Source organism: Mesorhizobium australicum WSM2073 (assembly GCF_000230995.2).
GTDB classification, from domain to species: domain Bacteria; phylum Pseudomonadota; class Alphaproteobacteria; order Rhizobiales; family Rhizobiaceae; genus Mesorhizobium; species Mesorhizobium australicum.
Genome location: NC_019973.1, coordinates 4796496 through 4815027 on the forward strand (window position 1 = coordinate 4796496; position 18532 = coordinate 4815027).

The following is an 18532-nucleotide window of genomic DNA, read 5'->3' on the forward strand; positions in this document are numbered from 1 at the left end:
AGCCGCGACAGCGCCCGCCGTGCAGTCGGCAAGGCCTCAGGCAGCCGCCTTGCCGCGCTTTGTCGTCTTGGCCACGACTGCCGGCGCAGCGGCCGGCTTGCGGCCAAGTCCCGTCGACTTCGCCAACGCCGACCGGGTCGCGGAGTAATTCGGCGCGACCATCGGGTAGTCCGGCGGCAAGCCCCATTTGGCGCGATAGTCGTCAGGGCTCAAGCCGTAGTCCGTCCTGAGATGTCGCTTGAGCGACTTGAACTTCTTTCCGTCCTCCAGGCAGATGATGTAGTCGGGAAACACCGACCTTTTCGGATTCACGGCCGGAACAAGGCTCGGGCTTTCCACGACAGCCGCACCAGCCAGCTTTCGGACCGAGGCGCTGACGCTGGCAATCAAGTCAGGCAGGCCCGAAGCCGGGAGCGGATTGTTGCCTACATAAGCCGAGACAATATCGGCGGTTAGCTCGATAACGATCTTATCCTCGATATTTGACAATTCTTTCACCCTATTTGCGACAAAGTCGTCTACCCCAGTGAAGACTTTTGTCGATGTATCTCTTTAACCGTGCCCCCAACGGACCCGCCAAGTCCCAAAACGAATCAAGACTTGGCGCCAACTACTTTTATGGGAAATCGACCTCGTGCAAATTAGAAAATCTAATACTTGGATACGGCAGACTTGGTTGAACGGCTGTCAGCCAATATCTCAAGAATACGCTTCCAGCGGGCACAACGCCCGAAATCCTTCTGCTCGATCGCCTTTTCGGCCTTCATCGCGGCGTAAAGTGGTGCCTCGGCGCCAAATTCCTTGATCAGCCAATGCGCTTCCTGCCTGGCGAGACGTTCATTGTCGTCAAACATAATTTTCCGCCTCCGAACGTTCCAGTCCGACCGCGATGCAACTGCCTATGACAAGGACGGCTCCGGCAATGGCTGTCGTCGTCAACCGTTCGCCGGACAAGGTCAGCAGCAGTGTCGAAGCGATCGGCGTGAGATAGGCAATGACAGCCACCTTCCCGCTGCCTCCCAGTTTCAGGGCCCGCGACCAGAAGTAGTAACCAAGCCCCATGGGGCCGGCACCGAGATAGAGCCCGAGGGCCAGATCCACCCCGGTGGGCCAGGCGAAGCCTTCGCGAGCGGACCATATAAGGGTCAAAGCGACGCCAACCAGCGACGATGGCAGCAACAGGCGGTCCGGCGAAGTGGCGAGCCGTCCCACCATCACCGAATAGAAAGCCATGCACAGCGCGGACCCGAATGCGCACAGATAGCCGGCGAGATCACCCTGAAACCAGGTGCGGTCGCGGCCTCCCGAAATCACCAGCGCGACGCCGACGAACCCAAGGGCCGCTGCAAGGCCCAGCAAAGCCGGACGCCGGGGATTTTCGAAGGCGATCACTGCCGCGGCAACCATCAAGGGCCAGGTGTAGGCCACGAGATTGGCTTCGATCACCGGCATCGAGGCGAAGGCGATATATTGCAGCACCATGGTGCCGACCAGACCGATGAAGCCGACCGCGAGCGGCGCCAGCGCGGTGCTCGCCGCGATTGCCGTGGCTTTCTCCCGGCTCATCAACCGGATGGCCGCGAAGACCAGCGCGGCCCCTACAAATTGCAGGAACTGCACCTGCGACACCGGGTGACTGGCCAGCAGGGATTTGCCGACCAGCGCATTTGTCGACCACAACGCCACCGCGCCGGTGGCGAAGACCAGCGCGGACATCGAGCCTGATCCATGCCGAAAGAAGCGCCATGGGGCTCTATCCCTGCGTTCGACCATGATCCTGTCCGAAAACCGGCTCCCTTTTTTCCGGATCATGGATCGTTACCATGATTCCCTGGCCCCACCCGGAACCGGTGCTTCGGCCGGAGCCGGCGTCGGATGTTCCGCCTCGAACCGGCGATAGGCCGGCAGCTGATTGGTCCACACGTCCTCGGCCAGTTCATTGACCCATTCGCGGTCGTGATCATTGTCGGCGGCAAGGTAAAACATCCTGTTGTCGTCGACATAGGGCTTGGCCACGGAGCGCTGGTTGAGCACCAGGGTGACGCGTTCGCCGAACTGGATCGGCGCCGTGCGGTGCAGGACGCCGAGGAACTGCCCGAGCGTCGCATATCTCATCTTGTGATCGATGCGCATGATACGGTTGCGCGGAATCTCGCGGCCGGATTCGAGAATGGCGCGGCCGGTCTCGGAATCATCGCAATAGATTTCGAGATGGCCGCCGACCAGCGGATCGCTGATCGACAGCGGAATGAGTTCGGTGACCGGAACGCCGTCGCAATGCCATTCGACGGCGCCATCCCTGGGATTCATGAAGGTAACGGTCGAACCGACGATCGACAGCGGATAGGGTTCCAGCTTCGTGCCCATCATGTCGGACAGGCGCTCCAGGCGCAACTTGTCGTTCAGCAACTCCTTGATTTCAGGTATGAAACGGTCGGCGCCGGTGATGAAGGTCAGATCGAGATGCTTGTGCACGGCATGGCTGGCCTTGAGCTTCAGGGCGGCCTCCTCGATCGCGGCAAGCAGTACCGGATCATAGCCATGCAGATACTGCGCAACGCCGAAGCTCGACACCTTCCAGGCGGTTTCGTGGCCGATAATGGCCTCGCGGCTCATCGCATAGCGCAATTCGGGTATCGTATGTGCGTTCATTGTACTTCTCCAAGTGGGGGCAAACACTTGGCTAACAGTCGATTAAATTAGCTCCCCCTGTAAAATTAGGAATGCTAGTGCTACCGTAAGCCAAGCTTAAGGTCGAAACCGTGCGTCTGCTCAGTCAGGTCAACCTCAATTCGCTGAAAATCGTGGAGAGTGCTGCGAGGCACGGCAATTTCACGCGTGCCGGAGAAGAACAGTTCATCACCGCATCGGCGGTCAGCCAGCGCGTCAAGAGCCTGGAGGACCAGCTGCGTTTCAAGATTTTCCAACGCGGCGGCAATGCGGTATCGCTGACACCGGAGGGCGAGACCTATGTCTCGCGCGTTCGCGAGGCGCTGGAGCGTATCGTCGCCGCCAGCATGGAAGCGACCGGGCAATCACAGGAACATGTGCTGAAAATATCCGTGCTGCCGACATTTGCCGCGCGCTGGCTGTTTCCGCGCCTGCCGCTGTTCCAGCAGCAACATCCCGATATCGTGATGCGGGTTTCGACCTCGTACGCGACGCATGAGTTCACGACTTCCGAATTCGATCTGGAAATCCGCTATGGCGACGGCCATTTCAACGGACTGCCGTCCGACCTGCTGTTTCGGGAAGACCTGACCCCGGTGTGCAACCGCAAATTGTTCCATGAGGTTCTCGGCGACAAGCCGGTATCAAAGGTGACGCCGGACGACCTCAAGCACTTCACGCTGCTGCATTCCGACACCTGCACCCAGAACTGGCAATCCTGGCTTGGTTTCGCCGGGGCCAGTTTTGTGCTCAGCGAGACCAAAAGCATCTATTTCGACTCTTGCATGATGTCCTACGAGGCGGCCAATGCCGGAATGGGTTTTGCCGTCGCCAACCGTGCCTATATGGCCAGCGACATCCGCGCCGAGAGGTTGGTCGCTCCCTTTGCCGTCCACCATCCGAACACGGCCGGCTGGTATTTCGTCTCGCCCCACAAGAGCCTTGCCGCGCGCAAGGTGCTGCGGTTCAAGCAATGGGTGATGGCGGAAGCGGCTCTGACACAGAGCCAATTGGATGGCGAAGTCACCGGCTTGGCTTCGGCGGCTGTGTGAAAATGCGGCGATAGTCCGCGCCAACCGTTCGCCGTCGAATTTAGAACGAAACCATCTGGATCAGGCGAAAGCCCTGCCCTCTTCGGTGCGCTGGAAATGCGCCAGATCGAGCGGCACTGACGGGCGACCCAGGACCGTCAGGATCATATGCGCCTGGCCGCGGTGATGGGTCTGGTGGTTGAAGACATGAGCCAGCGCGGGCGCCAGACGTTGCGAGACGGTGCGCATGTCCGATACGGTCATATAGGTGAAACGACCCGACAGCGCCTTGTCGCTCAAGCCGCCGAGCCAGTCGATAATCCGCCGGTCCTCGGCCTCGCGCGCTGTCCTCAGGACAGGCAAGGCCCGGTACAATATAGCGTCCAATGTCGTCGGCGCGGCGCCTTCGCCGGTGAAGCGCTTCATCCAGATGCGATCGGCGGCGAGCAGGTGGTTGAGCGTGCCCATCAGCGAGCCGAAGAAGGCGCCGACGTCGCGATTGAATTCCTCGTCGTTGAGATCGTCGGCGGCATCGTAGATGCGGCCATTGGCCCATTGATTGTATGCCGCAAACATCATGAAGTGCTGTTTCATTTTTTCCCGCCGGTCCGTTTCGGGTGTCGGGAGCGATACCTAGACTGCAAAGGAACCCGCGCCAATGACCATTCTGCTTTACGAACTCGTCGGGCGTGACGAGGGCCGCCCGTTCAGTCCACATTGCTGGAAGGCAACAATGGCGCTGGCCCACAAGGGGCTCGAAATGTCGACCGCGCCGACGCGTTTTCTCGAAGTGCCCGCCGTTGAGGGCGGCGTTTCGAAAACCGTTCCGGTGATCCGCGACGGCGACAAAGTCGTCACCGATTCCTTTGCCATCGCGCTCTATCTCGAGGAGGCCTATCCGGATCGGCCTAGCCTGTTTGGCGGCGAAGGCGGCAAGGCGATGGCGCGCTTCATCGAGCGCTGGTCGCAATCGACGGTCCACCCTTACGTCACCACGGCGGCGCTCGTCGACCTTCATGCCATGCAAGACGAACAGAATGGCTCGTATTTCCGCCAGAGCCGGGAGCAGCGCTTCGGCAAGCGCCTGGAGGACGTCGTCGCCGCACGCGACGCCGGCCTGGCAACTTTCCGGGCGGCGCTGGAGCCGCTGCGCTCCATGTTGAGCTACCAGCCATTCATCGGCGGCGCCTCGCCGCTGTTTGCAGACTATATCGTCTTCGGCGCACTGCAATGGGCGCGCATCGCATCGCCGTACAAGTTGCTCGAAGACAGCGACGTGGTGGCGCAGTGGTTCACCCGCTGCCTCGACCTGCATGGCGGGCTTGGACGAAAGGTTGCGGCGGCGGCGTGACGCCGCAAAGGCCTTCTATCCGCAAGGCAGATCGAGCCCGTCAGCCTGTTGCGAAAATCAGGGGCCGAACAGCTGACCTTACTTCGCCGCCTTACTTCGCCGCCTTCTTTGGCTTGCTGGCTTTCGGCTTGCCGGCTTTGGCGACGAGCTTTTCTTGCTTGGGCGCGGCTTTTGCCTTGCTGGCGCCAGGTGCCTTCTTGGCCGGCTTCTTGCCCACCGTCGGCTTCCCCGCATCCTCCCGGTCGACGTCGGCCGCCGCCTGATGCCAATGGCGTTCGTGCTGACCGGCCGGGTGCCCTTCTTCCTGCCAGATCTGATGTGCACGGTTGCGAATGCGCTCCTGACGATCGTCTGTCATGGTCATGTTGTCTCCATTCGGGCCGACTTCAGCGCGGCGCCGACCGGGCGACTATAGCAAGCAAACCGTTGCTGTGCAGCCGTCTGATGCCGACGGCCGACGGGATCAGTCACGGAAGCACCGACCATTCCGGCCCTGAGCTGTCGCTCCGGGCGTTCGCTTGGCGGACCACGCCTCACCCCTCTCCTCAGCCCTCTTGGCAATCAGCCGGGCGGCTTGTATAGAGCCCGCCACTCTCAATTCGAATTCAGACAAGGACGACCCATGGCGCTCGAACGCACTTTTTCCATGATCAAGCCGGACGCGACGCGGCGCAATCTCACCGGCGCCATCACCAGGATGCTGGAAGAGGCCGGCCTGCGCGTTATCGCCTCGCGCCGGGTGTGGATGAGCCGCCGCGAGGCGGAGGGCTTCTACGCCGTCCACAAGGAGCGCCCATTCTTCGGCGAACTGGTGGACTCCATGTCCTCGGGCCCGACCATCGTGCAGGTGCTGGAAGGTGAGAACGCCATCGCCAGGAACCGCGAAGTGATGGGCGCCACCAACCCGGCCAACGCTGCCGAAGATACCATCCGCAAGGTGCATGCGCTCTCGATCGGTGAGAATTCGGTGCACGGCTCGGATGCGCCGGAAACGGCCGCGCAGGAGATCAAGTACTGGTTCTCGGATACCGAAATCGTCGGCTGAGTCGACACTGCACGTTCCATGCGAGAAGGCCGGTGTTTCGCCGGCCTTTTTCTTTGCTGGCGGTCAAACTCTCGCGCACGAATCGCAGCACATCGGCATGCAGCCGATCCATATGGGTGTACATGAGGCCATGCGGCGCGCCCTCGTAAACGAGGAAACGGCAGTCCGGAATGAGCCTGGCGGACGGAATGCCCGTCAGCTCGATGGGCGCCGAGCGGTCGCGGTTGCCATGGACGAGCAAGGTCGGCACGGTATTATTCGGATGGCGGCCGCTTCCAGCGCTGGGCTGCCTGGGCATCGGTTTCCTTGGCCTCGACCCAGCCGCCCTCGGAGCCGTCGGTGCGATGTTCCTTCTTCCAGAAGGGTGCACGCGACTTGAGATAGTCCATGAGGAAGTCCGCCGCCTCGAACGCCGCCTGGCGGTGCGCCGAAGCGGCTACCACCAGCACGATGTTCTCTCCCGGCGCGATCTTGCCATGGCGATGGATGACGGAGAGGCCTTGCAGCGGCCAGCGCTCGCTGGCTTCGGTTGCGATGCGGCCGATCTCGGCTTCAGCCATGCCCGGATAGTGCTCGAGTTCGAGTGCCGAGAGCGCGCCCTGCTCGTCGCGGCACAGGCCTGAGAAGGTGACCACCGCGCCAATGTCGACGCGGCCTTGCGTCAGTGCGGCGATCTCGGCGGCGACGTCGAAATCCTGGCGCTGAATGCGCACGGTCGCTGCCAGGACGCCCGGCATGACTGTCAGCCCCCGGTCATCGGCGGGAACAGCGCGATTTCGCGCGCGCCCGTTATCTTCTCGCGGTGGTCGACATGTTCCTGGTCGATGGCAACGCGGATCACGTCGGGATACTGCAACGCGTGTTCGTAGCCTTCGCCGCGCGACCGCAGCCAGCGCAAGAGGTCGGCGACCGTCTCTATGCCGGCCGGCAGTTCGACATCTTCTTCCGGCATGCCGATCCGTTCGCGAACCCAGGCAAAGTAGATGAGACGGGTCGTCATCTCACTCGTCCATGATGTGCTTGAGGCCGGCGCGGAAATAGTCGTAGCCGGTGTAGAGCGTCACGAGGGCCGCGATCCACAGCAGCACGAGACCGGTCTGCGTTGTCAGCGGGAAGACCTTGTCGCCGGCCGGCCCCGCCAGCAGGAAAGCGATGGCGACCATCTGAATGGTGGTCTTCCACTTAGCGAGCTGCGTCACCGGCACCGAGACCTTGAGTGCCGCCAGATATTCGCGCAGGCCAGAAACCAGGATTTCGCGGCACAGGATGATGATGGCCGCCCACAGCGACCAGCCGGCGATGCCGGCATGGCGGTCGGTGTCGGCAGCAAGCAGCAAGAGGCACGTGGCGACCAGCAGCTTGTCGGCGATCGGATCGAGCATCTTGCCGATGTTGGAGGTCTGCTGCCAGGCACGCGCAAAATAGCCATCGAAATAATCGGTAACGGACGCCAGCAGGAAAATGACCAGCGCCGACCAGCGAGCGAAGTCGCTCGATTTCAGATGGCCTTCGAGAAAAAAACACAACACGACCAGCGGCACCGCGACGATACGGGCGTAGGTCAGCATATTAGGCAGGTTGAACGCGCGCTGGGCCATGTCTGGTGGACTCTTTCTGCCTGCGTACTCAAATCAGAAGCTGTTGTAGGGGGTCAACAGGCCAGATTCGACTGGCCAGCTGAAAGTGGCGAATTTTTTCAACTTTCGTGGAAATGATTGTAGACCAATTTGGCGACCTGCTCGGAAATGCCATCGACTTTTCTCAGATCCTCGATCGCGGCGCGGCTGACCGCCTTGGCGGTTCCGAATGCCAGCAGCAGGGCGCGCTTGCGGCCGGGGCCGATGCCGGCGATTTCATCGAGCGGGCTCTTGACCATCTCCTTCTTGCGGCGGGCCCGGTGCGAGCCGATGGCGAAGCGGTGGACCTCGTCGCGCAGCCGCTGGACGAAATAGAGCACGGGGTCGCGAACCGGCAATGAAAACGAGTCCCTGCCCCTGACGAAGAAACGCTCGCGGCCGGCATCGCGGTCCTGCCCCTTGGCGATGCCGATGGCGACGACCCGGTCCTCGATGCCGAGATCCGACAGGATCTTGCGCACCGCCGTCATCTGGCCCTGGCCGCCATCGATCAGGATGACGTCCGGCCATGCCGGGAAGCTGCCGGAAATGTCGTCCTCGATATCATCGCCCGCCTCGGCCGCCATCGCCTCGCCCGCTGCCGCATCCTCAGCCACGGCGACATCGCCATGCTCCTTGAGCAGCCGCGAAAAACGCCGCTCCATCACTTCGCGCATCATGCCGAAATCGTCGCCCGGCGTGATCTCGGTCGAGCGGATGTTGAATTTTCTGTACTGGTTTTTCACAAAGCCTTCCGGCCCCGCGACGACCATCGCGCCGACCGCGTTGGTGCCCATGATGTGCGAATTGTCGTAAACCTCGATGCGCACCGGCGGCTTGGCGAGGCCAAAGGTCTCGGCGAAACCGGCAAGCAACCGCGCTTGCGTCGAGGTTTCGGCCAGCCGACGGCCGAGTGCCTCACGCGCATTCTGCAGGGCGTTGTCGGTCAGGTCCTTCTTCTCGCCGCGCTGCGGCACGGAAATCGCCACCTTGCGGCCGGCGCGGGTCGAGAGCGCCTCGGCCAGCAGTTCCTGGTCCTCGACGGTCTGCGACAAGAGAATGGCACGCGGTGTCGGCTTGTCGTCATAGAACTGCGCCAGGAACGAGCCCAGCACTTCCGATCCCTCCAGCGCCGGATCGGCCTTCGGGAAATAGGCACGGTTGCCCCAGTTCTGGCCGGTGCGGAAGAAAAACACCTGGATGCAGACCTGGCCGCCTTCCTGGTGGATGGCGAACACATCGGCCTCGTCGACGGTCGCCGGGTTGATGCCCTGATGGCTTTGCACGTGCGACAGGGCCGCCAGTCGGTCGCGATAGATGGCGGCGCGCTCGAAATCGAGGTCTTGCGAAGCCTGCTGCATGGCGGCCGAAATCTCGGTCTTCACCTTCTGGCTGCGGCCGGACAAAAAGTCCTTCGCTTCGGCGACCAACTCGGCATAACCCTCATGCGAAATTTCGCCGGTGCACGGACCCGCGCAGCGCTTGATCTGGTAGAGCAGGCATGGCCGCGTGCGGTTCTCGTAGAAAGAATTGGTGCAGCTTCTGAGCAGGAAGGCGCGCTGCAGGGAATTGATGGTGCGGCCGACGGCACCGGCCGAGGCAAAGGGGCCGAAATAGTCGCCCTTTCGCGACCGCGCGCCGCGATGCTTGTAAATGCCGGGCGAGACATGGTCGCCGGTCAAAAGGATATACGGGAACGACTTGTCGTCCCGCATCAGCACATTGAATCGCGGCCGCAAACGCTTGATGAGATTGGCTTCGAGAAGAAGCGCCTCGATCTCGGTGCGGGTGACGACGAATTCCATCGTCGACGTCTCGCGCACCATGCGGCCGATGCGGTTGGTGTGGAATCTGCCTTGCGCGTAGTTGGTGACACGCTTCTTCAGGCTGCGCGCCTTGCCGACGTAGAGCACGTCGCCGGCGGCGTTCATCATCCGGTAGACGCCGGGCGCATTGGGCAGCCGCTTGACCAGCGTCTGGATCACCTCGGCGCCGACCATGCCTTCGGCGTCGCCCGCATGCGGCGTCCAGTCGATGGCCGTGAAGGCGACATCCGGGCCAACCGGTTCGACGATCTCCTCCAGCGCCTCGTCCTCGAGGTCGATTTCGGGAGGAAGATCATCGGCGCCGCCGCGCGCCTTGTTCTTGTGATCCAAAGGACTCATTCCGCCATGCCTGTCACATCGGGCGTCTGCCATGCAAGATGCTGGCCGCCGTCGAGCGCGATCATCTGACCGGTGACCGAGCGCGCCTCCCAGAGATAGCGGATGGTGGCGCCGAATTCCGGCAATTCCGGGCCGCGCCTCAGAATGAGGCCAGCGACCTGCGCGTCAAAATCCGAATCGTCCTGGCGCACATTCTTCAGCGTCGGGCCTGGCCCGATCGCATTGACGCGGATGCGCGGCCCGAGCGCCTGGGCCAACATCTGCGTCTGCGTCCACAATGCCGATTTCGATAGCGCATAGGAAAAATAGCGCGGCGTCGGCCGCCAGACGCGCTGGTCGATGATGTTGACGATCAGCCCCTCCTGCCCTTCCGGCAAGGAACGGGCGAAGTTCTGCGCCAACAGCGCCGGGGTTTTCAGGTGAATGGCAAAATGGCGGTCCCAGGCGCGCCAGTCGAAATCCTCGACGGAATCATCGACGAAGAGCGAAGCATTGTTGACCAGCAGCGAGATTGGACCCAGCGCGGCCTCCGCCTGGCCGACGAGGTCGCCGACGGCATCCATGTCGGTCAGGTCGGCCACAACCACGGCGGCGCGCCCGCCCGACCGGTTGATCCCCGTGGCCAGCGCATCCGCCGCATCGTGAGAGCGATTGGAATGGATGGCGACCGCAAAGCCATGGCTGGCAAGGTCCTCGACAATCGCCTTGCCGATCCGTTTCGCCCCACCGGTCACCAGCGCCACGGCAGTGGCTTTGCTCATATGTGTCAATCCTCAATTTCGGCCCGAAAACGCGACGCCGACGAAATATGGCCCGGCATGCGTTAAACGGCGTTCGCACCTGGGGCAACATTGTGGCGAAGTGCCCAGTTCGACGTGCCGGGCCCTCTTGGACTCGCAACCGCCGGACCGCAATATAGGTCGCTGGAGTCCTTGCACCAAGCCGCGTGCAGCGCAGCACGAACTTGCTGCTGACATTTCGCTGTTGCGAAGATGCAACGTCAAGGTTCTGCCTCATTCGCGCCGGGGAATGACCCAAGTTCAGGTTCGGTTCAGCCGCATTTTGACACGACATTTGGAACCGACGAACGCCAGATCCGTTTCACCCCCCGGACGGGTCGATGGCGATCGTGAGAAACAAGCCTGTGTCCTGTGGCTTAAGGAGTAAAGAACAATGCAAGCCAATCTCAAATTCGCACGGCCGCTGGCTGTTGCGCTCGGGCTCTTCGCCCTCGGTGGTACCGCTTATGCCGCGGACGTCGTTTCGGAAGAGCCGCCGGCACCCGCTCCGGTTGCCGAACTTCCGGTCGCCTCGTGGGCCGGTCCCTACGCCGGTATCAACCTTGGCTACGGCTTCGGCGGCAAGACCAAGGAAAAGGATTTCGGCGTTTCGACCGACACCAAGGGTTTTGTCGGCAGTGTCTTCGGCGGCTATCAGTGGCAGCAGGAGAACTTCGTGTACGGCGGTGAAGCCGAACTCGGCTACAACGGCGTCAAGGGTGACGACAACGGCATCCACTCCAAGGGCGGCTTCGAAGGCTCGCTGCGTGCCCGTCTCGGCTACGCCGTGACCCCGGAAATCCTGCTCTATGGCACCGGCGGTCTCGCCGGCAAAAGCCAGAAGGTGGAAGACTCGGTCCTTCTCGCCAGCGACCGCGCCACCATGCTCGGCTGGACGGCAGGCGTCGGCACCGACATCAAGCTGACCGACAATGTCTTCGGCCGCGTCGAGTATCGCTACACCGACTTCGGCAGCAAGAGCTTCGACGGTATCGGCAAGGTCAAGGCGACGGACAACCGCGTCACCTTCGGCCTCGGTATGAAGTTCTAAGTCGTCGTTCAAGCCACGACACGAAAAGCCGGGCCTCGCGCCCGGCTTTTTTGTGCCGATCGCTCAGGCCGGAACCGCGGACTTCAGCTCCGGGAATTTTTCGTCGAAACGCGCCGCCCAGCGGGTCAACCGGCCGCGCCCCTTCTCCCACCGTCCGCCAAAGCGGAGCGAGAGATAGCCGAGGCAGGCACGCAATGCCAACTGACCTGCCGTGATCTTCTTCGGCAGCTTTGGCGGATTGGCGTTGAGCAGATCGAGTGCCGCCGTGATCTTCGCCCACTGCCGATCGAGCCAGGGCTGATAGACCATCTCTTCAGGCCGGGTGCGGCGTTCGTAGACCATCGACAGCGCGCAATCGCAGATACCGTCGGCCAGCGCCTCCAGCACTTCCGCTTCCAGACGCTTGTCGGGATTGCGTGGAAACAAGACGTTCTTCGAAATCCGGTTGAGGTGCTGGGTGATGGCGCGGCTGTCGTGAACCGAACGGCCATCGTCGAGCACCAGCACCGGGATCTTGCCGAGCGGATTGGCGCCGATCAGTTCGGCCGGCCTGTCCTCGGTCTTGACCGGCACCTCATGGAGGGCGATTCCGGCATAGGCCGCTGCCATCCTTACCTTGGAGCTGTAGGGAGAGGCGGACGCGTAGAGCAGCTTCGGCATGATCGGTTTCCTGTTTGCAAACATCCAGTGTTGACCGCAGGACTGTCGCGATCAATTGCCAGAGTGCAAAAAAACAGCGGCCAGAAACCGGCTGCGGTTTCCGCCTTGGCATCACGACAAGCCTGATGCCGGTACTCTGGAAAGTATCAGCAGGCCACGACAAAAAGTCGCCCGATTCGAACGTGCGCCTACACTTCTCTGGCACCCACGCTTCGCAGGCGCTAAGCGTCACGCCGATACATTCGCCAACCACCGCGAGGAGCAAAAAAGTTGGGCGAGCGAGGCAGCCAACCGGCGCCTCGCTTTGCTTGCCCCTCGGCCCCTTCCCGACGCTCAGCCCAGAGGGCTGAACCCGTTGCCGAACATGCTCCGATCCAGAGCGTCCTTGCCGGATCCCGAAGGACACGCGACGCCCCAACGATCCGTCTACTTCTTGGCCGGAGCCTTCGCCTTCGCAGGCGCTGCCTTTGCCTTCGGCGCTGGGGCTTTCTTCACCGCCGGCTTGGTCGCGGCGGCGGCTGCTTTGGCAGCTGGCTTGGCCGCCGGCTTCTTGGCCGGTGCCGCTTTTGCTGCCGGCCTCGCCGCGGCTTTCGCGGGAGCCGCCTTCTTGGCAGCGGGTTTGGCTGTGGGTTTGGCCGTCGCCTTGGCAGCAGGCTTCTTGGCCGGCGCCGCTTTCGCCGCCGCTTTCGCGGGCGCCGCCTTCTTCACTGCCGGCTTCACGACAGTCTTGGCCGCCGCCGGTTTCTTGGCCGGCGCCTTCGCTGCCGGCTTTGCCGCCGCCTTGGCAGGCGCTGCTTTCTTCACTGCTGTTGCGGCCTTCGCCGCGACTGCTTTTGCGGGTGCTTTCTTTGCCGGTGCCTTGGATGCCGGCGCTTTAGATGACTGCTTAGCCATGTCATGCCCCTTCACGTTATGCCGATGGCCGTGAATGACCCCGGCGCGCAATGCATATCTGACTCGCGTCTCGCTAGCCAGCGAAGCAATGGTATGATTTTCTCAACTTAAATTTTAGTTGCGATCCACACACAATCACACTCATCATCGCAAAAATCCGCTGCTGATCTTCTGACGTCGCCAGCAAATCGATACCGGCATTCCCGATGCGATCTCGCCATCAAGATCCGAAGATTAGCGAGCGGCTTCACGCGTGATCCTTGGCCGTGAACATCATAACCCGCCGCGTCATCGAAGCGATCATCTTTTGCAGGCGCGCGGTTCGCGCGGATCACGAGCGCGATGCGACGGTCGATCTGAAGATCACCTTGTCAAGCATGGCTTGAGCATCGGCTTTCCGACTGACAGAATACTCTGTAGAACAGAGTATTCTGTATGAGATGCGATTGCGCCGTCGGTTTCGGCCATACAGAAGCAAATGGCACCGCAAAATCGCCAAGCCATATGGCGACAACCCAAGGCTTTGCCGCATTGGAGCCTGTTGATGAGCGCCGATGACATTATCCACCAGAGTACACGGCTCAGGATCATGGCCGTCCTGAACATGCTGGAAAGGCGCGAGACCCTGGAGTTCGTCCAGTTGAAAGCCATGATCGAAGTCACCGACGGCAATCTCGGAGCACATCTCGATACGCTGGCCAGAGCTGGCTATGTCGATATTGAAAAGCTTTTCGTCGGACGCCGGCCGCAGACACGGATCAGGGTCACGACGGCCGGGCGGCAGGCCTTTCGCGGTCACATTGCCTTTCTTCGCAAGATCATCGATCAGGCAGAGGCAACGCGTCGCAGAAAATAGCAAAGCGACGAGCCTTGGTTCACCGCCTCACGATACGGCGAGCCGCCCGTCGACAGTTCGACGGCGGCGGAATTGCCGCGTGTTTCGACAAGGAGCGCGTTGTCATCACGGCTGATAGCCGAGACAGATGGCGCCGAGCGCGACGCCGGCGCAGGCGCCGACCCGCCGGGGCGTCAGCGTCTCGCCTGCGCCCCCTTCAGGCCGCAGGCGCGAAAAAGATCGGAAGGAGAACGAGGTGCGTTCAGCGCAGGACGCGGCAACGGCCGTTATAGACCATCCAGCGATCGAAGCCCGAGACGCAGAACTCGACATTGTCGCCGATCGAGGCAAAGCCCTGGCCTTCCTCGATCAGATAGAAGATCGATCGGTCCCGGCCATCCGACAGGCTGACGGTTGCCCGGCAATAGTGACGACCGATCGGCCATTCCTCGCTCGCCTGCTGATAACGGTGCTGGCGAATGTCGCGAAAATCGGTAATGGCGACGTCGGGCAGATGGGGCACGTGATGCACCTGGTAGGAGAACCGATGCGTGATCTTGCTCAGCACCCATGTCTCGCCACAGATGCTGCCATCGTCCTCAGTATAGACGCCGAGGTCGGCCGCCTGGACCGCCCGGGTGACACCGAGAGGCGCGGCAAGGGGCGTGCAGAGCGAAATCAGGGCAGCAAGTGCGGATTTGGCGAAGCGAGTCATGGCAGCCTCTCAAGGTCGATTGCGCGCACTGTGCGGATTCGCTCGGCGGCGGTCAAGCGGTTGCCGAAACAATGGTTTCCAGAAACCGGCGCCGGGCAGTTGCTGTAAGCAGCAACCCGCAGGAAACGGCTAAGTTCCCCACGGACTGATCGTGCGGTCGTAAGGAACGCGGCGATCGAAACGGGCTATTCCGGCGGCGGGACCTGCTCGCCGGCCAGCCATTCCAGCGACCAGTGGGCCGGCTTGCCCACGGCGAGCAATTTGTGCAGTGCCGGCAGTATGGTTCGCAGCTCGCCTTCCAGCGTGAAGGGCGGATTGACCACCACCATGCCGGTGCCATCGAGGCTGGGATCGGAAGAGGCCGGCCTGATCTCGAATTCTATGTCGAGGATTTTCGAGATGCCGGATTGCTTCAGCGCTTTCCTGAAGGCGATCACCGCCTTGCGGTCCTTGATTGGATACCACAGCGCGTAGATGCCGCTGGGCCAGCGCCTGTGCGCCTTCACCAGCCCGTCGACGAGGCGGCCGAACTCACCCTCTTCCTCGAAGGGGGGATCGATGAGCACCAGGCCGCGCTTTTCCTTCGGCGGCAGGTGCGCTCCGAGGGCAAGCCAGCCGTCCAGTTCCATCACCTTTGTCTGAAAATCGCCGGCGAACTCCGTCTTCAGCCTGACGGCGTCTTTCGGATGCAGCTCGATCGCCGACAACCGGTCCTGCTTGCGCAGGAGATTGCGCGCGAGCAGCGGCGAGCCCGGATATTTCTTTACGCCGCCCTCGGGATTGAGCGAGCGCACCGCCGCCAGATAAGGCGCCAGCAGCGCTGCCGCCTTCGCATCGAACGAGGCATCTATCAGCCTGCCGATGCCGCCCTGCCACTCGCCTGTCTTGTGCGCTTCGAGTGACGACAGATCGTAGCGGCCAATGCCGGCATGGGTGTCGATGACGCGAAACGCCTTGTCCTTCTGCTTCAGGTAGTCGAGCAGGCGCGTCAGCACGACATGCTTGACGACATCGGCAAAATTGCCGGCGTGGTAGGCGTGGCGATAGTTCATGTGGGACCCCTGCCCCAACGTGGCGGCGGCTGCGAATTCGGATTTTCCGGTCGCCCGCCAGCCGAACGCAAGGACAGCAAGAAACCGATCAGGCCGACCGCCATCAGCGAGAAGCCTATCGGCCGCGCGCGGCCGTCGATTTCCCCGACACCGGAGCGCAACACAAGGTCGACCGCTCGCATCGGTATGTCCTCGGCATCGCCCGGGCCGACCGTGAAGACGTAAGCGCCAGGGCTGACGGTGGCGATCAGGCCAGCCTCGTCGCGAAAGATCTTGTCGGGCAGTTGCGGGCTGGCCTGGCGCGGATTGTCCACATGGTTGAACTGCAGCGTCGAGGCAAGCACCGTGTGGCCATTGGTGGCCGCGGTCAGCGTCAACACAGTGCGCTGCTGCGAAACGATGCGTTCGGCCCTCGCGGTCAGGTCCACCATCACCCGCACCGGCGCATCGCGATCCCTAAGCGATACGGTCAACGGCTTGAATCGGCCCTGCTCGTAGACCCGCCAGGTGCCGATTTCGCGGCCGGAAAAATTGGCCGTCGCCCAAGGGTAGATGAGACCGATGCCGGTGCCGGCCAACAGGATCAGGACGAAGAGAAAGCGCATTCAGGCGGTCACCTTGCAATCAAACCTTACCGGACATTCGGCTTATATCGGCGCCGTCGCGCAGGCGTTCCATTTCGTCCAGCAGCATGTCGAGGCCGAGTTCGAAGGTCTTGTCGAATTCGGCGGCGCCAAAAAAGCGCCCGGCCTCCACGACGTTTGGATAGTCCCTGGCCAGTTGCTCGTCGCTGACGGTGTTCACCGCGGACGGGCCTCTGGAATAGCCCGCGTTCTCATCCAGCACCGCGCCCATCAGATAATAGCCCACGGCGCGGAAGAGCCGCGCACTGAGTTCCGCGTCGAAGCCGCCATCCTTGAACAAGCCGATAATGCCGTTCAACCAGGCAAGGCAAGTCGGCGAATTCATCCGGTAGGTAACAATGAAAGTGGAATAGGCGGGATGCTCGCGGCCGATGCGGCGGAAATCGTCGACGGCAACACGCATTCTTTCCCGCCAGGGAAGGCTGGTGTCAGGCACTTCAAGGGCGCCGATCAGCCGGTCGATCAGCGCCTCGTGCAGATGCGCCACCGAGGGGAAGTGATGATAGATGCTCATGGCCTCGCAGCCGAGCGCGGCGGCGAGCTTGCGCATCGAAAAGCCGGAAAGGCCCTCCCTCTCGATCACCTCGAAAGCCGCGTCCTCGATCATTTCGCGCGACAGACGCCCGCGCGCTCTCTGTTTCGTGATTGGCTGATCCATAGCGCCGCTTGACAACTTACAGTGTAAGGTTCATTTTCGCCGTCACCTTACATCGTAAGGCTAACAAAGACCAGAGGAGAAAACCATGTCGTATCATCGCATCGTCAAATCCGTGCAGTCTTCATCCCAGCATGTGTTCCTGTCCGCCGCAGCGGCCTGTGTCCTGTCGCTTGGCTCCGCGCCTGCCCATGCCGACGACTATGATGCAACCCTCAAGGACATACAGTCGACCATGGGCGGCGTCCCAAGCTTTGTAAAACAGTTTCCCAAAACCGGTCTGCCCGGTGCCTGGGCCGAGGTCAAGGCCATCGAGCTCAGCGACAAGACGGCGTTGCCGCCCAAGGTCAAGTCGCTGATCTCCTTGGCCGTGGCGGCGCAGATTCCTTGCACCTACTGCATCTGGTCGGACACGCAGGACGCCAAGCGCGCCGGCGCTACCGACGAGGAGATCGAGGAAGCCGTGGCGATGGCGGCGCTGACGCGCCACTGGAGCACTATATTCAACGGCATGCAGGTCGATTTCGACACATTCAAGAAGGAAATGGGCGGGCAGTAAGCCCGCCGGCAAGAAGGAAATGGGCGGGCAGTAAGCCCGCCGGCAAGAAGGAAATGGGCGGGCAGTAAGCCCGCCGGCAAGAAGGAAATGGGCGGGCAGTAAGCCCGCCGGGCGGGCAGTCCCGCCGGGAGTAACATAGCCAAGCTGGAGCATCGCGCCGCGTCAGGAGCGGTCTGCCACACGATAACAGGCGTCCCTGTTTTGTGGTTGCCTGAACGAGATGGCCCGCTGAGAAACGGACCATCTCGACCATTTTTGCGGCCCGCGCGCCAGTGCGGCGGTCAACCTGGATGCGTGGTCGCGCCATGGACAGCAGCTAGCCTATGCCCTCAAATGCCATTGCCGAGATGGCCGGCATTCCACTATGACTTCGATGCGCCTGCAGGCGAGAAGGGGATGTCGACTCATACCTTGGCGGATGAGGAACCTCGAATGCACAGAGGACACGGGCGGCCCGACAGAGAGAAATCGGCGTTAAAAGTCATTCCTGCGGGCCGATTCTGCCTTCTAACTTTGACTCTTGGTCTGCTCTGCGCCGCTGCCAGTTGCGACGTGGATTTCGTCCGCAGAGAGATACTGGCAAAGTATTCACGGCCAAGCGTTTATGTCTGCAGTCCCAGCGGATTTGGGCAGCAATCTCATTGCAACCTGAAGATTTGACGCCTTCTGAATCGCTCTTCATTTCAGACAGTGCCCAGGGGCTACCCACCCCAATGATCTCACAAGGACACTCCGCCCTGTTCCTCGACATCAGGCTTTTGATGGCTCCCGAGAAGAGATCGCGGCAGCCTGTGAAATTTGCTTGGATCG

At 61.8% G+C, this 18532-nt stretch carries 23 protein-coding genes; 6 read left to right on the forward strand and 17 right to left on the reverse strand.

Annotated elements, in window-relative coordinates:
- Nucleotides 1–36: 36 nt before the first annotated feature.
- From MESAU_RS23205 to MESAU_RS31555, 4 genes are all read right to left on the reverse strand, one after another.
- Nucleotides 37–489, reverse strand: a complete 453-nt coding sequence (locus MESAU_RS23205) for a Ros/MucR family transcriptional regulator (protein ID WP_015318459.1) — start codon at nt 487–489, stop codon at nt 37–39.
- Nucleotides 490–650: 161 nt separating this feature from the next.
- On the reverse strand, nt 651–854 hold the full coding sequence (locus tag MESAU_RS23210) for a hypothetical protein (protein ID WP_015318460.1): 204 nt from the start codon (nt 852–854) through the stop codon (nt 651–653).
- Nucleotides 847–1773, reverse strand: a complete 927-nt coding sequence (locus MESAU_RS23215) for a DMT family transporter (RefSeq protein ID WP_041163872.1) — start codon at nt 1771–1773, stop codon at nt 847–849. The genes MESAU_RS23210 and MESAU_RS23215 overlap by 8 nt, the downstream gene beginning before the upstream one ends.
- Nucleotides 1774–1818: 45 nt before the next feature.
- Nucleotides 1819–2652: a hypothetical protein gene (locus MESAU_RS31555; protein ID WP_015318462.1), complete on the reverse strand. Its 834-nt coding sequence runs from the start codon at nt 2650–2652 to the stop codon at nt 1819–1821.
- Nucleotides 2653–2762: 110 nt separating this feature from the next.
- On the opposite strand from MESAU_RS31555, the gene MESAU_RS23225 reads away from it, so the two are divergent.
- Nucleotides 2763–3722 carry a LysR substrate-binding domain-containing protein gene (locus MESAU_RS23225; protein ID WP_015318463.1) on the forward strand — a complete coding sequence of 320 codons (960 nt, stop codon included), beginning with the start codon at nt 2763–2765 and terminating at the stop codon, nt 3720–3722.
- Nucleotides 3723–3782: 60 nt separating this feature from the next.
- Here the strand turns inward: MESAU_RS23225 and MESAU_RS23230 are convergent, their stop codons facing one another.
- Nucleotides 3783–4295, reverse strand: a complete 513-nt coding sequence (locus tag MESAU_RS23230; RefSeq protein WP_015318464.1) for a DinB family protein — start codon at nt 4293–4295, stop codon at nt 3783–3785.
- A 64-nt stretch (nt 4296–4359) separates the two neighbouring features.
- Between MESAU_RS23230 and MESAU_RS23235 the strand changes: the two genes are divergently transcribed.
- On the forward strand, nt 4360–5052 hold the full coding sequence (locus tag MESAU_RS23235; RefSeq protein WP_015318465.1) for a glutathione S-transferase family protein: 693 nt from the start codon (nt 4360–4362) through the stop codon (nt 5050–5052).
- 91 nt (nt 5053–5143) lie between these two features.
- Here MESAU_RS23235 and MESAU_RS23240 read toward each other — a convergent pair whose 3' ends face one another.
- Nucleotides 5144–5416 (reverse strand): DUF2934 domain-containing protein, encoded by a 273-nt coding sequence (locus tag MESAU_RS23240; RefSeq protein ID WP_015318466.1) that lies wholly within the window; start codon nt 5414–5416, stop codon nt 5144–5146.
- Between the two features lie 258 nt (nt 5417–5674).
- On the opposite strand from MESAU_RS23240, the gene ndk reads away from it, so the two are divergent.
- On the forward strand, nt 5675–6097 hold the full coding sequence (ndk, locus tag MESAU_RS23245; protein ID WP_015318467.1) for a nucleoside-diphosphate kinase: 423 nt from the start codon (nt 5675–5677) through the stop codon (nt 6095–6097).
- A gap of 254 nt (nt 6098–6351) precedes the next feature.
- Here ndk and MESAU_RS23250 read toward each other — a convergent pair whose 3' ends face one another.
- The 5 genes from MESAU_RS23250 to MESAU_RS23270 form a co-directional block, all read right to left on the reverse strand.
- Nucleotides 6352–6834, reverse strand: coding sequence for a molybdenum cofactor biosynthesis protein MoaE (locus tag MESAU_RS23250; RefSeq protein ID WP_015318468.1), 483 nt, complete (start codon nt 6832–6834; stop codon nt 6352–6354).
- Between the two features lie 5 nt (nt 6835–6839).
- Complete coding sequence (gene moaD / locus MESAU_RS23255; protein ID WP_015318469.1) at nt 6840–7097, reverse strand: molybdopterin converting factor subunit 1; 258 nt, start codon at nt 7095–7097, stop codon at nt 6840–6842.
- Between the two features lies 1 nt (nt 7098).
- A complete protein-coding gene (gene pgsA, locus MESAU_RS23260; protein WP_015318470.1) occupies nt 7099–7695 on the reverse strand; it encodes a CDP-diacylglycerol--glycerol-3-phosphate 3-phosphatidyltransferase in 597 nt (198 codons plus the stop codon).
- A 98-nt stretch (nt 7696–7793) separates the two neighbouring features.
- The gene (uvrC, locus tag MESAU_RS23265) at nt 7794–9878 is read right to left on the reverse strand and encodes an excinuclease ABC subunit UvrC (protein ID WP_015318471.1); all 2085 of its coding nucleotides are present in this window, start codon (nt 9876–9878) and stop codon (nt 7794–7796) included.
- The gene (locus MESAU_RS23270; protein WP_015318472.1) at nt 9875–10639 is read right to left on the reverse strand and encodes an SDR family oxidoreductase; all 765 of its coding nucleotides are present in this window, start codon (nt 10637–10639) and stop codon (nt 9875–9877) included. The genes uvrC and MESAU_RS23270 overlap by 4 nt, the downstream gene beginning before the upstream one ends.
- Before the next feature lie 412 nt (nt 10640–11051).
- Between MESAU_RS23270 and MESAU_RS23275 the strand changes: the two genes are divergently transcribed.
- The gene (locus MESAU_RS23275) at nt 11052–11708 is read left to right on the forward strand and encodes an outer membrane protein (protein ID WP_015318473.1); all 657 of its coding nucleotides are present in this window, start codon (nt 11052–11054) and stop codon (nt 11706–11708) included.
- Between the two features lie 63 nt (nt 11709–11771).
- Here the strand turns inward: MESAU_RS23275 and MESAU_RS23280 are convergent, their stop codons facing one another.
- On the reverse strand, nt 11772–12368 hold the full coding sequence (locus MESAU_RS23280) for a glutathione S-transferase family protein (RefSeq protein ID WP_015318474.1): 597 nt from the start codon (nt 12366–12368) through the stop codon (nt 11772–11774).
- A 426-nt stretch (nt 12369–12794) separates the two neighbouring features.
- Nucleotides 12795–13172, reverse strand: coding sequence for a hypothetical protein (locus MESAU_RS23285; RefSeq protein WP_181171221.1), 378 nt, complete (start codon nt 13170–13172; stop codon nt 12795–12797).
- Nucleotides 13173–13806: 634 nt separating this feature from the next.
- On the opposite strand from MESAU_RS23285, the gene MESAU_RS23290 reads away from it, so the two are divergent.
- Complete coding sequence (locus MESAU_RS23290) at nt 13807–14118, forward strand: transcriptional regulator (protein WP_015318476.1); 312 nt, start codon at nt 13807–13809, stop codon at nt 14116–14118.
- Nucleotides 14119–14359: 241 nt separating this feature from the next.
- On the opposite strand, the gene MESAU_RS23295 is transcribed toward MESAU_RS23290, so the two are convergent.
- The 4 genes from MESAU_RS23295 to MESAU_RS23310 all read right to left on the reverse strand — a co-directional run bounded on the left by MESAU_RS23295 (nt 14360) and on the right by MESAU_RS23310 (nt 17166).
- Nucleotides 14360–14812 carry a hypothetical protein gene (locus tag MESAU_RS23295; RefSeq protein WP_015318477.1) on the reverse strand — a complete coding sequence of 151 codons (453 nt, stop codon included), beginning with the start codon at nt 14810–14812 and terminating at the stop codon, nt 14360–14362.
- Nucleotides 14813–14997: 185 nt separating this feature from the next.
- Entirely contained in the window at nt 14998–15864 is an 867-nt protein-coding gene (locus tag MESAU_RS23300) for a 23S rRNA (adenine(2030)-N(6))-methyltransferase RlmJ (RefSeq protein ID WP_015318478.1), read from the reverse strand.
- Nucleotides 15861–16469: a hypothetical protein gene (locus MESAU_RS23305; RefSeq protein WP_015318479.1), complete on the reverse strand. Its 609-nt coding sequence runs from the start codon at nt 16467–16469 to the stop codon at nt 15861–15863. Before MESAU_RS23305 ends, MESAU_RS23300 begins: the two co-directional genes overlap by 4 nt.
- Nucleotides 16470–16488: 19 nt before the next feature.
- On the reverse strand, nt 16489–17166 hold the full coding sequence (locus MESAU_RS23310; protein WP_015318480.1) for a TetR/AcrR family transcriptional regulator: 678 nt from the start codon (nt 17164–17166) through the stop codon (nt 16489–16491).
- Nucleotides 17167–17251: 85 nt separating this feature from the next.
- Between MESAU_RS23310 and MESAU_RS23315 the strand changes: the two genes are divergently transcribed.
- Complete coding sequence (locus tag MESAU_RS23315; protein ID WP_015318481.1) at nt 17252–17722, forward strand: carboxymuconolactone decarboxylase family protein; 471 nt, start codon at nt 17252–17254, stop codon at nt 17720–17722.
- The last annotated feature ends 810 nt before the right edge of the window (nt 17723–18532 follow it).